The organism is Polyangium sp. 15x6 (assembly GCF_029960785.1).
In the GTDB taxonomy this organism is placed as follows: domain Bacteria; phylum Myxococcota_A; class Polyangia; order Polyangiales; family Polyangiaceae; genus Polyangium.
The window spans coordinates 57,319-70,955 of the sequence record NZ_JASBQE010000062.1 but is presented as its reverse complement, the minus strand read 5'-3'; the positions used below and the strand labels follow the sequence as shown (position 1 = coordinate 70,955).

At 68.4% G+C, this 13,637-nt stretch carries 13 protein-coding genes; 2 read left to right on the top strand and 11 right to left on the bottom strand.

Annotation, left to right across the window (positions count from 1 at the left end):
* The 6 genes from QHF83_RS34695 to QHF83_RS34670 all read right to left on the bottom strand — a co-directional run.
* Positions 1-988 (bottom strand): CheR family methyltransferase (locus tag QHF83_RS34695; protein ID WP_282422315.1); only part of this gene is annotated, 988 nt, incomplete at its 3' end.
* Complete coding sequence (locus QHF83_RS34690; RefSeq protein ID WP_282422314.1) at positions 985-1,581, bottom strand: chemotaxis protein CheW; 597 nt, start codon at positions 1,579-1,581, stop codon at positions 985-987. The genes QHF83_RS34695 and QHF83_RS34690, both read right to left, overlap by 4 nt.
* Positions 1,578-2,351 (bottom strand): response regulator, encoded by a 774-nt coding sequence (locus QHF83_RS34685; RefSeq protein WP_282422313.1) that lies wholly within the window; start codon positions 2,349-2,351, stop codon positions 1,578-1,580. Before QHF83_RS34685 ends, QHF83_RS34690 begins: the two co-directional genes overlap by 4 nt.
* Positions 2,352-2,441: 90 nt before the next feature.
* Positions 2,442-3,335 (bottom strand): response regulator, encoded by an 894-nt coding sequence (locus QHF83_RS34680; protein WP_282422312.1) that lies wholly within the window; start codon positions 3,333-3,335, stop codon positions 2,442-2,444.
* Between the two features lie 316 nt (positions 3,336-3,651).
* Positions 3,652-5,082, bottom strand: coding sequence for a lipase family protein (locus QHF83_RS34675; protein ID WP_282422311.1), 1,431 nt, complete (start codon positions 5,080-5,082; stop codon positions 3,652-3,654).
* A 57-nt stretch (positions 5,083-5,139) separates the two neighbouring features.
* The gene (locus tag QHF83_RS34670; RefSeq protein WP_282422310.1) at positions 5,140-5,535 is read right to left on the bottom strand and encodes a hypothetical protein; all 396 of its coding nucleotides are present in this window, start codon (positions 5,533-5,535) and stop codon (positions 5,140-5,142) included.
* Between the two features lie 194 nt (positions 5,536-5,729).
* Here QHF83_RS34670 and QHF83_RS34665 point away from each other — a divergent pair, with 194 nt between their 5' ends.
* Together QHF83_RS34665 and QHF83_RS34660 are read left to right on the top strand one after the other, a co-directional pair.
* On the top strand, positions 5,730-7,316 hold the full coding sequence (locus QHF83_RS34665) for a hypothetical protein (RefSeq protein ID WP_282422309.1): 1,587 nt from the start codon (positions 5,730-5,732) through the stop codon (positions 7,314-7,316).
* Between the two features lie 275 nt (positions 7,317-7,591).
* Complete coding sequence (locus tag QHF83_RS34660) at positions 7,592-9,205, top strand: S8 family serine peptidase (protein WP_282422308.1); 1,614 nt, start codon at positions 7,592-7,594, stop codon at positions 9,203-9,205.
* Between the two features lie 103 nt (positions 9,206-9,308).
* Here QHF83_RS34660 and QHF83_RS34655 read toward each other — a convergent pair whose 3' ends face one another.
* The 5 genes from QHF83_RS34655 to QHF83_RS34635 form a co-directional block, all read right to left on the bottom strand.
* The gene (locus tag QHF83_RS34655; RefSeq protein WP_282422307.1) at positions 9,309-10,334 is read right to left on the bottom strand and encodes a DUF2891 domain-containing protein; all 1,026 of its coding nucleotides are present in this window, start codon (positions 10,332-10,334) and stop codon (positions 9,309-9,311) included.
* Entirely contained in the window at positions 10,312-11,262 is a 951-nt protein-coding gene (locus QHF83_RS34650; protein WP_282422306.1) for a DUF979 domain-containing protein, read from the bottom strand. The genes QHF83_RS34655 and QHF83_RS34650 overlap by 23 nt, the downstream gene beginning before the upstream one ends.
* Positions 11,259-11,936 (bottom strand): DUF969 domain-containing protein, encoded by a 678-nt coding sequence (locus tag QHF83_RS34645; RefSeq protein WP_282422305.1) that lies wholly within the window; start codon positions 11,934-11,936, stop codon positions 11,259-11,261. Before QHF83_RS34645 ends, QHF83_RS34650 begins: the two co-directional genes overlap by 4 nt.
* A gap of 36 nt (positions 11,937-11,972) precedes the next feature.
* Complete coding sequence (locus QHF83_RS34640; RefSeq protein ID WP_282422304.1) at positions 11,973-12,707, bottom strand: polysaccharide lyase; 735 nt, start codon at positions 12,705-12,707, stop codon at positions 11,973-11,975.
* Between the two features lie 273 nt (positions 12,708-12,980).
* Entirely contained in the window at positions 12,981-13,580 is a 600-nt protein-coding gene (locus QHF83_RS34635) for a HutD family protein (protein WP_282422303.1), read from the bottom strand.
* Between the last annotated feature and the right edge of the window lie 57 nt (positions 13,581-13,637).

Sequence of the window (13,637 nt, the reverse complement as noted above, 5' to 3'; positions counted from 1 at the left end):
CGGGCGCAGGGGGCGCGGGCGCCGGGGTCGCTGCAGGCGGCGGGGCCGCGCGAGCCGCCGCGCGCGCCGGCCGTCCTGCCGCGCCGTGTGAGGGTCGCGCATGCGCAGCGAGGTGTGCGGCGCGCGAGGAGCGAGGCGCGCGGCCTCGGCGGCTCGACGGTACGGGCGCGTCGGGCTCGAACCCCGGCGCGCGGGCTCGGTAGATGCTCGTGCTCTCGTGGCCCGCGTCGACGAAAAACGCCGTGTTCGGCCGAGGATCGGCCGGCGCCACGATGAGCAGGCCTCCAGGCCTGAGCACGCGGTGGAACTCGCGGTACGCATCGGCGATCACGCTCGGGCTGAGGTAGATGGCGACGTTGCGGAAAAACACGGCGTCCACCGAGGCCGCGGGCAACGTCGCCGCGTGATGCACCACGTGCCCCACGTCGAAGGTCACCGCCCGCCGCACGAGCTCCGCCACCGCCGCGCCGGACTCTCCGCGCTGGAAGTAGCTGGCCGAGAGCCAGGCCGGCGCCTCGCGAAACGCCCACGCGCCGTAGACGGCGGCGCGCGCCCTGCGGATCGCCTCGGGGCTGATGTCCGACGCGAGGATGCGGACCCGCGCGAGCGCGTTCGCGCCGAGCCGCGCGTGGATGGCGATGGCGATGGAATACGGCTCCTCGCCGCTCGCGCAGCCGGCCGAGAGCACGCACGGGCTCGCGAGCGAGTCGGCGGAGAGCCGTGCATGCAGCGTGTCGACCAGGAAATCGAAATGGCCATGGTGCCGAAAGAAAAACGTCTCCCGGACCGTGAGGTGGTCGAGAAGCTCGGGCAGGAGCGAGGGCCACGCCGAAGGTTCCCGCGAGAGCGCTTCGACCGTGGTGCCGCGACGAACCGCGATGTGCTCGAGCCCGCGCGAGGCCTGCTGCGCCCAGTCGTCGCGCGGTGACAGGCCGCTCGCGCGCGCGATTGCGTCGAGCAACGCGTCGAGCCCGCCCTCGCCGCTCATCGCCCGGGCGTCTCCTCGTGCCCCGCGTTTTCCACCTGGGAAGGCTCCTCGAGCGGCGGGATGTCCGAGGTGGCGATCAGGCGGCTCAGGCTGAAGAGCAACACGAGCCCCTTGGCGTCGCGGAGCGTCGCGCGCACGTAGGGCGCGATCGGCAAGCTCGCTCCCGGACCGTTCGTCCGCTCTCCCAGCGCGAGGGTGCGCACGCCGAGCACCTCCTGCACGACGAGCCCGATCCACTTCCCTTCGTGCCGGCAGATGACGATGTGATCGTCGAGGTCGAGCGCCCGCGCTCGGCGTTCGATCCGGGCCGCCACGTCGAGCACCGGGAGCGCTCGACCTCGCAGGTTCAGGAGCCCGTGCACCCACGGAGGTGCTTCGGGCAAAGGCGCCATCGCGGCCGCGGGGACCGCCCGCTCGACCACGTCGAGCGGCAATGCGACCCGCGTCTCCTCGACGCGACAGACGACCGCCTGGATCTCGCCCGCGAGAGGCAGCGGCTCGTCGGCCTCGTGCGACGACGTGGAGCGCTCGAGCTCGTAGAGCCGTCGCTTGAGTTCGGCGATCTCCCGCCCGATGTCGTGACGCGTGCTCACGGTCCCCCCGATGTCCGTGCCGGCCTTTCGAGCTGCGCGGAGACCGCCGTGACGATCGCGCGCGCGTCGCCCGTCTTGCGCAGATGCCCCGCGGCGCCGAGGCGCTTCGCCGTCGCGCGGAGCAAGGTGTCTGGCTGGTTGGAAAAAAGAACGACGGGCGTCCGGTGGAAAACGCCATCCCGGGAGAACCGTCGGAGCAGCGCGCCGGCGTCCTGCTCCGCGATGGACAGGTCGAGCAGGATCAACGCGGGCTGCTCCCTGGAAATCGCCTCGATGGCGGCCAGGGCCGTGTTCGCCGTGAGCGCGCAAAACCCCGCCTCCTCGAGCGCGCGCTGCACGACGCGGAGCACGGTGCGGCTATCGTCCACGACGAGGACGGTCCGCGACCGCGCCATGGGGACGGCTTCGTGTCCACGCATTTCGGCTCGCGCCGGGGCGTCGCACCTTCCCTGCGCGGCGCCACGCTTGAGCTCCGCGAGCGCCTTCACCGCCTCGTCGACGAGCCGCAGCGCGTCGTCGGGGCTTCGGCCCGCCTCCCGTCGCAACGCGCCGACGGCCTCCTCCAGCCGGCACGCGAGGTCCCGGAGCGCCGGCATATCGACCATCAAGAGAATGCCCCGCAGCGTGTGGGCGTCACGGGAGAGCCCACGCAATGCGGATGGATCCGAAGGGCAGGCCCGCAGGGAATCACGCGACTGCACCATCGAGTCGAGGAGCAGCTCGGATTCCTCGAGGAAATCGCTCATGAGGAGCTGGTGCTCGGGGGCCATTTCGTATGCTCTGTCTTTCTACGCGGGTGACGTGTCGACCCGCCGCCGGACGCGCCCCGGGCGAAGCGGCCGAACGGCGGCGCGAAGCTCTCAGCTCCCCGTGCTGAGACCCGTCCGCATCTTGTCGAGCCACGCCCTCGCCGCGGCCTCGTCTCGCGTGAAATATCGGTGCAGAGGCCTTCCGGTGAGCTTCGACACCGCGCGCTGGACCATTTCGAGGACCACCTGAATGTGGAAGTCCGCACCGAACACCGCCATCGCGTGGGGCGGCACGCGCCTCGCCCAGGCGCTCATCTGGTCCCGCGCCGCCGCGTCGAGGTCGACGGTCTCGGACATATCGAACAGGATGAGGTAATAGGGACGCGGACGGGCCCACGCCTCCATCCGCGAGAGCGCAGCCTTGCCAATGTCGTTCGCGACAGCGCCCCGCGCCTTCAGCAGCACGAGGTCCGGCGGCTCGATGACGAGGTCGAGGCTGCCCGTCTCCGGGTTTGATACCCTCCGCGTGGAAGGGGGCCCGTCGCCGCCGCTTGGACGGGCGGACGCCTCTCGGGGCGGATCCGAGAGGAGCCCCGTCGCGATCACGCGCACGCGGCTCGCCGGCTCGACGAGCAGCGCCGCTTCGAGCGCGCAGGCGAGCTCCTGCGTGTCCTCGGGCTTCTGGATGGCACCGTCGGCCCCGAGCCGATCCGCGAGCTTCTGCAGGAGGCTTTTGTGCATGTTGCTGCACAGGATCACGCGTACACGCGGCGCGCTGGAGGTCTCTCGGATCATCCGCACCAGACGCGGGCCGTCGAGTTGCGGCATATTCACGTCGAGCAACACCACGTCGCAGGCCGTCTCCCGGATCGCCTGCAAGCTCCCCTGCGGCCCGTGGTTGAAACGCGCGACGAAGCCCGCACCTTCGAGCGCAGATGCCGCGCGCCGGCCGAAGTCGTCGTCATCATCGATGATGAGGACTTTTCTTCTGCCGGAAGGGAGCATCCCCCGCCGAGGAGCCTGAAGGGATGTCTTACTTTGATTCAAAGCCTCTCCCCATCGTTCGGGGGTAACAGATTCCTCGGCCTCGCGTCAATCGTAATCACCGCTTCTGATCGTAAAAACGAACCTTCCCGACCCGTCCGATGGTTCGGCGAGATGGGGATGTCAATGCATTGACGATCCTGCGCCCGCGCGTCGCGCAACGCGTGGTCGACGGTGATACCACGCCGATTCCGACCTCGCGTTGCGCGACGGACTGGCGCACCTCCCCACCCTCCGGCCAAGGATTTCGCGTCCTTCCTGGACGCGAAATCCTTGATTAAGGTGCCGGGGTCCCCGCGCAGGTCACGGGGGCACTCGTGGAGCAGGACTTCTCGAAGGGTTTGCCGGCGACCCGCTCCCCGAGGAAGGTCAGGATCTCGGGGAGCGCCCACGTCGTGGCCTTCGTGTGCGAGGCGCCGGCGCACTCGAGGTAACGCATGGGCATCCCCGCGTCGCACAGCGACTCGAACGCGACGCGTTCGGTCGGCGTATCGACCAGCGTGTCCGCTTCGCCCGTGACGAACAGGATGCCATAACTCTCCGCGTCCTTCTGGACGCGCGACACGCTCGTCGTGGTCAAACCATTCTCGGCGGCCATGCAGCCCCACGGCGCGAGCTCGCCGAGCTTTCCCGACGCGGCGGCGTCGAGCACCGCGGGCTGGAAGATCGACGAAAGCATGTCCTTACCCGCAAGGAAGTCCCCCGGATCGCAGCCCGCGCCCAGGGCCGCCACGACGTCCTGATCGAGCGGCGGGAGCAGCACCTCCGCGAGCTTGCCCTCCGCGCCGTACCAGCCCGCGCTCGCGCCATAAAAGGCGACCATGTTGTCGGTCGACGCGCGCCTCGTGGTGAGCGCGAGCGTGCCCTCGCCGATCATGTCCGCAGGCGGGACCGTGGTCGCAATGCCTACGACCTCGAACTCGCGCGCATAATAAGGCGCGAGACGATCCACCCAGAGCGCCGCGTGGCCGCCCTGGGATCCGCCCACCACGGCGAGCCGCGTCGAGGGCCGCGCGCCGCCCTCGCGGATCTCCTCGGGCAAGCGCAGGACCGCGCGGGCCGCGTCGAGCGACGCAATGGCAGTCGCCTGACCGACCAGGTACGGGTGCAAAAAGCCCGTGGGCGGGTCCTCGTTCTTGAGGCCGATGTAATCGGGCGCCACGACGATGTAGCCGATCGACGCGAGCGCGGCCGCGAGCGCCGCGGTATCCGTCTCCGCGCTCGGACCGCAACCATCGGTAAAACCGCTGGTGCCGTGCAAAACCATGAGCGTCGGCAATGCCTCTGCGCCCTCGGGCACGCTCGTCGGCCACGCGACGAGCGCCGTCGCTTCCACGGCCTTGCCGCGATCCTGCGTCATGTACGTGAACGCATGGGTCGCGACGTCGTATTGCAGCGAGATGGGCAGGTTTCCGAGCACCTCGGTCGCGAGCGCGTCGAGCAGCCCCTTGGCGTACGTGGCCATCGGCCTGTGCGTGGTGACCTCACCGAGCGAGAGCTCCCTTTGCCAGGCGTGTTCGGGTTGCCCGCAGCGGGCCGGCGCGTCGGCGAGGGCGTCGGTCTCGGGCGTCCCCGCGATCTCGGGGGCGGGGATTTCCGGCGTGCCCGGGCCACTGGGCGGGGGACTCTCCTCACCGCCGCACGCGGCGAGGGCGAGGGTGCTGCCAAAAAGAATGCCGCGAACGCGGCGATCGAAAAGGTGCCTCATGGGCCGCGCACCTTACGCGTTGCGCCGCCAGCCGGCAATGGAACGCGCCGGACGACCTTACGCTTCTCGAGCCGCGCGAGCCGCGCGCCCCGATCGCCAAAGCAGGACCCCGGCCACGAGGGGCGTCAGCGCCGCGACGAGAACCGAGCCTGCCTGAAGCGTTCGCCCGCAGTCCCCGGAGCGAGCGCTCATCCACCAGCCCGGATGAAGCACCAGAAGCAGGAGCAAGGGCCACTGCTTGCGAAAACCCGCGGCGCGCAGCCGAGGAACGAAGGCCGAGCCCACCGCCACGAGCACGGTCACGCCCCACAGGATCCAGCCGAGCCGCTCGGCGTGCAGGATCGCTTCCATCGCCCCCGGACCCGAGCACGCAAACGCGCGACCATCGACCGCCAGCACGGCTGTGACGATCCCCAGCAGGTACAACGGCCTGACGAAGTTCGTGGGGCGCATGATTCGAATGGTAGCTAGCAAACGGACCCCGGATGTCAAGATACGGCGCGAATACCATTCTCGATGCAATTGTACAAAAGAAGGATGCGCCGGCTTCACGCGATACCGCTCCCTGTACGCCGGGATGGCGGATCACGAAGCCCGCTTGAGCCCGATGCCACGACGCGGTAACATGGCGCACGAGGTCCACTTCCATGACGAACCGAATACGCGAGATCGCGACCGTCGCCGCGCTGGCCACTGCGCTCGGTGGCTGCTCTTCGCGCGCGCTCCCGTTCGGGTCCGAGCCGCAGGTCTGGCAGCCGCGCGTCGAAATGTCCGGGCTCGGCAGCGGCCGTGTCGTCGTCGAGGAGCTGCCGGAAGGCTGCGGTATCGAGTGCCTCGACCACTGGGGCAAAGGAATCGCGCTCCGGCTGAAGGCCATTCCCGACGAGCGTTCGACGTTCGTGGGTTGGGCCGGCGCGTGCTCGGGCACCGTCCCCTGCGAGCTCATGCCGGATCAGTTCTGGATGTCGGCCACGGCTCGTTTTGCCGACCGCGCGTCGGTAGCGTCGACCGTCGTCGCGTCGCGGATCAGCCCGAGTGGTGCCTGGGGCCTCGCGGTCACGGCCGAAGGCGACGCGCTCGTCGCCGGCTCGGACGCAGACTTCCTGTCGCGCTTCGATGCCCACGGCACCCGCGTCTTTCGCCTCGATGCTCGCGGCGCATCCGCTCGCGCCGTGGCATTCGATCCGGAAGGCAATGCAATCGTGGTAGGGGGCGCGCGGCGCCCCACGCTCGACGCTTCAGACATTGCGTGGCTCGGTCCGGTGGGTGATACGCCGAGCGCCTTCATCGCCAAGATCTCGCGTAGCGGGCGCGTGCTTTGGTCGCGTGTCGTTCCGGCATCGCTCGGCGCTTCGCTCGACGCGGTCGCCGTCGACCCGGCCGGCGACGCCTATGTCGCCGGGGGCTTTCGAGGGCGGATCGCAACCGGCGATGGCGCATTCGACGAGCCCGAGGGCACTGGCTTCATTGCACGCTTTCGACCGGACGGCTCGCTCGCGTGGGTGCGCGCATGCGGAGGAGCCGGCGCGCGCATGACCAGCATTGCTCTGACGCCCACGGGCGAGGTCGTCGCCGCTTCCGCCAGGCGCGAGGACGAACCGCGTCCCGTGGGCGCCGTCGTCCTCGCGCTATCGACCCAGGGCGAGTACCGCTGGAGCTGGCATGGCGAGCCCGTCGATATGGATCTCGATGTCATCACACCCATGGCCGGGGGCGACGTCGTGGTCGGGGGCAGGATCCGAGGACCGGTGCGCTTGGCCGGTCGGGATCGACCACCGCTCGGGAAATTCTCGGAGGACGCGATCGTGCTACGGCTCGCCCCGCCCGGCGTCGAGCGCTGGGCGCAGCGCTTCGGTGGACCGGGGCGAGATCGCGTGACCCACCTCGGCGGCGACGGGCACGGCCGGCTGATTGCGACCGGGGCTTTCACCGGTCCGATGCGCTTCGGCAATCACGTGCTCGAGAGCGAGGCTCATGTCGTGGAGGAGCCCCATGGCGGCACGCCGCCGCCGGATGGTTTCGTCGCGAGCTTCGGCCCAGGCGGCGAACCACGCTGGGCGGAGCGCTTCGGCCATGCGGGCGACGACACCGTGTGGGGCGCGTCCGTGGACGCGCGCGGCACGCTCCGATTGCTCCTCGAACACATGGATGTGCGCGAGGAGGTGCGGGACGGCGGCAAGACGATCTGGAGCGAGCACGAGTATGCGCTCGTCACGCGCGGCCCCGTGCATTGATCACCCACCTGAGCCCGTAGCTCCGCCGTCCCCGATCGTTCTACGCCACACTCCCGTCCTTCGGCCTCCTTACCGCGTTTGAATGCGGGTCCCGAGGGACCATCTCGAAGCCGAACCATTGCCGAGGGCCCATTCGCGGAGCAAAGTGCACGCTCCTCGCGGGCAGATTCGACTGGACGACCGTGTCGTCGATCGCGGAGCGATCGGGACATCGGGTATTCGTCCATCCCGAAAGGACCGGTATGACGAACAGGCTTGGACGTGGATTCGTTATCGTGCTCGTTTCGTTCGGCCTCGCAGCGTGTACCACCGACGCGGACGAGGGCGCGGAAGACGTGGGGACCGCCCCGGCGGCCCTCTCTCCGGATGGCCGGTACATCCTCAAGCTCAAGAACAATTCGAAGCGAGGCGAGCTGCTCGCGGCGGTGGCAGGTCAGGTCGAGCTCGATCTGCCCGACCTCGGCGCCGTCGCCGTGACGTTGCCAGACGCAGCCGTTCAAGCCCTCGCCAAGAACCCGAACGTCGAATACGTCGAGGTCGACCCCCGGCGCGAGCTCTACACGCAATGGCCGCCTTATGGTATCTCGATGGTGCAGGCGTCGGATCCGGCCCTGGCGAACCTGAGCGGCAGCGATACGAAGGTCTGCATCATCGATTCGGGTCTCTACACCGAGCATGCCGATCTCAAAGGCGTGCCCGTCGCGGGCTACGATGGCAACCTGCCGTGGAACATGGACGGCTGCGGCCACGGCACGCATGTCGCGGGCACGATCGCCGCGGTGAACAACACGCAGGGCGTCGTCGGCGTCGCCCCGGGCAACGTATCCCTTTATATCGTGCGCGTCTTCGGCAACAATTGCTCGTGGGCATACTCGTCGACCCTCATCAACGCGCTCAGCAAGTGCAGGGCAGCCGGAGCGAAGGTCGTCAGCATGAGCCTCGGCGGGACGGTGAGGAGCTTCTTCGAAGAACTTGCTTTCCAGGTTGCTTACGACGAGGGCGTTCTCCCGATCGCGGCCGCGGGCAACGGAGGCAACACGTCGACGTCCTATCCGGCAGGATATGCCTCCGTCATGTCGGTGGCGGCGGTGGACGGCAGCAAAGCGCTCGCCAGCTTCTCGCAGCGTAATGCCGACGTCGAGATCGCTGCGCCGGGCGTGGGCGTGCTCTCGACCGTTCCCTGGGCGACGCCGAGCGTCACGGCGGGCTCGCACGTCGAATCGGGCGGACTCGTCGAGGGCGCGGCGCAAAAGACCGTCTCGGGCGTGCTCGCGAACGGCGGCCTGTGCGACACGATCGGCGCGTGGGAAAACAAGGTCGTCCTTTGCAGACGCGGCGGGATCGACCTTGCCGTCAAGGTCGACAACGTGCGTCGAGGCGGCGGCGCCGGCGTGGTCGTCTACAACAACGTCTCCGGCTTCTTCTCGGGTTCGCTCGGCACGGGCGTCACGAGCGTGCTCCCGGCCATCACACTGCGAATGGAGGATGGGCAGAAGCTCGTCACGAATTCGATCGGCGCGAGCGCCACGCTGAACACGGCCCGTCTCGTGCCGGGCACGGGCTATGAGTGGTGGAATGGAACGTCGATGGCGACGCCGCACGTCTCGGGCGTCGCCGCGCTCCTCTGGAGCCAGAAGCCGACGGCGACGAACGCCGAGATCCGCAATGCGATCGACGCCTCGGCGCAGGACCTCGGCGCCGCCGGCCGCGATTCCTCGTTCGGATATGGGCTCGTGCAGGCGAAGGCCGCGCTCAACGCCCTCCTGGGCATCAGCAGCGCCGCCGACAGCGACGGCGTCGACCTATGCAAGGCGGCCGGCGAGAGCTGCGCGGCCGACGCGGACTGCTGCTCGGGCACCTGCCAGAATGGCAAGCTGATCTGCAAGTGAGCCGTGCCGCGAGCGCCCTGGCCCGACGATACCAGGGCGCTCGCCACGTTCTACTTACCGCCGAGCGTGGAGGTCACGGTTGGCAGCACGCGCGCGTCGTGACTCACGACGCTTTTCCTGCTTCCAGTGCCAGCAGCGCGAACGTTGCCAGCCAGTGCTCGCCCATGTAATCACCAGCCACGTGGGCGAGCCCCGCGGCGAGATGTTCGTCGGCGGCTGAAAACGCGACGGCGCGCACGGGGTCGTCCGCCGGGAGCGACCCCGCAATCGAACGGAAGCACCAGGCCCGGCTCAGGTTCAAGCCGTCGAGGTGGGCGATTTTGCCGTCGCTCCGGTCGCTCACGATGGCTGGCTCGAACAGGCATTCCGGCATTCGGGCGGCCGCTCGCGGCAGGAAACGCGCGAACCATGGGCGAAACTCGTCCGCTGGAAGCAGGCGGCGCATGCATTCGGCTTCGACCAGCGTGGGCGAGAGGAAGTCGTCGCCGCTGGGCTCCCAGGCCGGGGCGTCGGCGTCCGCGGAGTACCATCCCCTGGCGGTGGCCTCGATCAGCCGGGCCAGTTCGTGGTCGTTCACGACCTCTGCATACTCGGAGGCGAGCGCCAGGGCGAATGCCGTGTTGAAATGCGTGCCGGTGCGGATCGGATAGGTCGCCTTCGGCAGGAAGACCTTGAACCGCTGGGCGAACGCGCAGGCCAGGGGGCGTAGGACCTCGCGATGGGAGGTCCCTTCGTGGCGTTCGAGCTCTGCGCCCAGCATGAGCAGCCACGCCCAGCCATAAGGTCGCTCGAAGCCCTTGCTCTCCGGGCGGGCGAGATAGGCGAGCTCTCCAGCGACGTTGTCCGGCGTCAGCATGCGATCGAACAGGGCGCGAATCTCGACCGCCGGGGCCATGTCCGGAAATCGCCTCGAGAGACGCGCGAGCAGCCAGTAGCCGTGGACGCACGAATGCCAGTCGAAGCTACCATGGAAGATCGGGTGCAAGACCCGCGGCGGCAGGACATCCTCGTCGCCGGCCATCACGTGGTCGAGCTTGTACGGGTAGGGCCGGGTGACGTGGCCCAGGGCGAGCCGGGCGAATTTCGTGGCCAGCTCCGGGGTGAGCTCAGAATCGGAAAACGAGGACATACATCAGGACCGTGTTGGCGAGGAGGAGAAGGAGGGCCGTGGGGACCTGCGCCTTGATGACTCCATTTCGGTCGGAGAGCTCGAGGAGCGCAGCAGGCACGATGTTGAAATTCGCGGCCATGGGGGTCATCAGGGTCCCGCAGAAACCCGACAACATACCCACGGCGCCCATGATCGCAGGATTTCCGCCGAAATGCTGGACGATCAGCGGCAGGCCGATCCCAGCGGTCACCACCGGAAACGCGGCGAAGGCGTTTCCCATGATCATGGTGAAGAGGGCCATGCCGAAGGTATAAGCCGCCACCGCGGCAAGCTGGCTACCGGCGGGCAGCCACATCGACGCGATCTTCCTGATGGCGGTCCCGACCCCGGCTGCGGCGAAGACCGCGCCGAGCGCGGCGAGCATCTGCGGCAGAATGGCGGCCCAGCCGACCGTGTCGAGCAGCCGGCGTCCCTCCTGCATCGAGACCTTCGGCCTCGCCCCGAGCATCGGCATCGCAATGGCCAGCGCGACGAAAACGCCCAGGATGAGCGAGACCAGGGTCGCCTGCTTGGGGTCGACGACCCCCGCGAGCTCGGGCCGCTTGAACAGGAACGTGCCGAGGAGCGCCGTGGTGGGAACCGCGAGCGCCGGCAGGAACAGCTTGTTGCCCAGGCGTGCCGCGCTCGCGCGTCGCTCCTCGGGGCCGCTCGTCGCCGGCGCGCCGCGGCCCAGGCCGCCGATGCCCGCCGTGAGCACCATGGCAATGACCACGAGGCCGTTGACCACGTCCGGCAGGTACGAGCCGAACAGGAAGCTCACCGCGAACAGCCCCCAGAACGTGGTGTTCTTCCAGCGCATTGGGTTCGTTTCATCGCGCGCGCTCAGCACCGCGATGACGACGAAAAAGACGCCGGCGATGACGTAGAGAACCCCGAGCCCGATCATCGCGTGCCCCCGGCGATCATGCGGGCCAGATGCCGGTCGAGCAGCACCATCTGCGCCCCATGGATCAGCAACGCGCAGATCGCCGTGGGAATGGCCCAGACCGAGAGCTGGAGCGGCTCGACGAGGATCCCGTTCTGCGCGAGGAAGCCCTTGATCAGGAGGATCGAGGCAATCGCGATGAAGATGTCCTCGCCGAAAAACAGCCCGATATTATCGGCGGCGGCGGCGTGCGCCCGCACCGTCTGGCGGACCGCCTCGGGGAGCGGCCCGTGGTGCGTCTCGGCGGCCGCCTCGGCCATGGGGGCAATCAATGGGCGTACCATCTGGGCATGGCCGCCGAGCGAGGTCAGGCCGAGCGCCGCGGTGATTTGACGTAAAACCAAATAAAGCAGCAGCAGCCGACCGGTGGTGGCCGCGCGGACGGCGCCGATCAAGGTCTTGGCCCGCTCCTGCAATCCGGCGCCTTCGAGCAGCCCGATCACGGGCAGCACGACCCAGACCACGCTCACGTATCGGTTCTCTTGGAAGGCCTTGCCGAAGGTCGCCACGACCTCGACGGGCCCCATACCGCCGGCCAGCCCGGTCACGAGGGCCGCTGCCGTCACCACCAAGAGCGGGTTGAGGCGGGCCATGAAGCCCAAGACCACCACGGCGATCCCGATCAGCGAAAGCACGTCCCCTCCATTTGTCTGGAAAAACTCGTAGGCCGCTCAGGGCGTGATGGGGCCCGTGGAGACGATGAAATCGTCGTAGTCGACGGTCTGCGCGGACGGCGGCGCCCAGCTCGCGTCGCTGCCGCCGAAGAAGGTCGAGAAGTACAGCGTGTCGATGCCGTAGGTCGCGCCTGCAAGCCGGAAAAGGAAGGCCTGCTCGTCGAGGACCGGCTGTCCATCGAACCAGGCCTGAAGAACACCGTCGTGCTCTCCGGGCGTGTTCATCAAAAGCCGGTGCTCGACCGTATGCCAGGTCCCCGGCTCGAAATGAATCGCGCTCCCGCCCGCCATGTAACCGAAATCGTCGCCGCAGCTATTGATCTTCTCGGGGAAATACATGTACTGGACCGCCTCGCCGCCGGTGCGCCACATCATCCGCGCCGAGAAGCCGGTCGTGTCCTCGACGCAGCCCGTGGGGGCCGAACCGCCGACGAGCCCGGGGAGCTTGCCGCCCTTCACGAAGGAAAAACCAGCGCCGAACCGCATGCGGTAGGCGAGGTAGAGCTCTTGATACGTCTGCCCGAGCGGCACCTTGAACTGCACGCCCCCATTGTCCGGGCCAACCTCGCCCGCCGGATAGGTCACCCGCAGGAATCGATTCCCCGCTTCATCGACGATGCTCGCGCGTCCCTCATCGAGCCCATTGTTCCAGCCAGGCGCCCCGACAAAATCGCCCGCGACCATGTCCTCGCTGTAAACCCCCGGCGCGCGCTGCTGAAAATCTGCATGCACGAGCTCGTTCCCCGGGCTCGCTCCGCCTGCCCCCGCATCTCCGCCGGCGCCCCCGGATCCACCGCCACCCCCCGTTCCGCCCATGCCCCCGATCCCGCCTGCGCCTCCGGTCCCGCCTGCGCCGCCGTTTCCAGCACCGCCCGTGGGCGAGGAAGGACTATTTCCCGTGCACGCGAGAAATGATGCTGTGGCGAGAATGAGAGCGAGGGCCGCGATCCGGTGTGCCATGCAAGGATGGGAATGAAATACGGTTGGCCTGTCAAGCGCTTCGCTTCAAGGACGGGAGCCTTCGAGCGCCACGACGAACACCACGGCCTCCTCCACGTCCGCGGCGACCTCGATCTCCACCTGGCCCTCCACGATCAACGTCTCCGACCCGAGGAGATCGGTGGCCGTATCGGATCCGTCGATACGAATCGCGACCCTGCCACGGAACGCGTGAACGATCTGCGTCTCCGCCGCCAGGCAGAGCCGGATCCTGGAGCCGCGGGCGAGTGAATGGACCCCGGCGCTCGGGCGGAGACGAGCCCGGCGCGCCATGACGTTGAAATCACGCGCGGGCGTCCCTCCGAGCTCGCCGTGCGTGGGCCACGCGCCATCGAAGCGATAAGGCGAGAGGAGCGCGAGCCGCCGCCGGCATCGCTCCTCGTGCACGAGCTCCATCGGCTCTCCCTCGGTCTGGAGGATGATCCGCTCGATACCCGGAAACGTGGAGAACGGCCCCGAGGCCGCGAGATCGGCGATGCTCAATCGCCAAGAAAAATCGTCGAGCCCGGCCCCAGGCGGATCGACGGCGATCTCGGTCGTGGTGCCGAGGCCGTTCTTCCAGGGCATGACGCGGTAATCGGACGGCCGGAGATGTCGAATCTGCACGTGGCGAGGATACACGAGCGAAGCGGAGTCGACCATGTCCGAAACGCCCTTGACGAC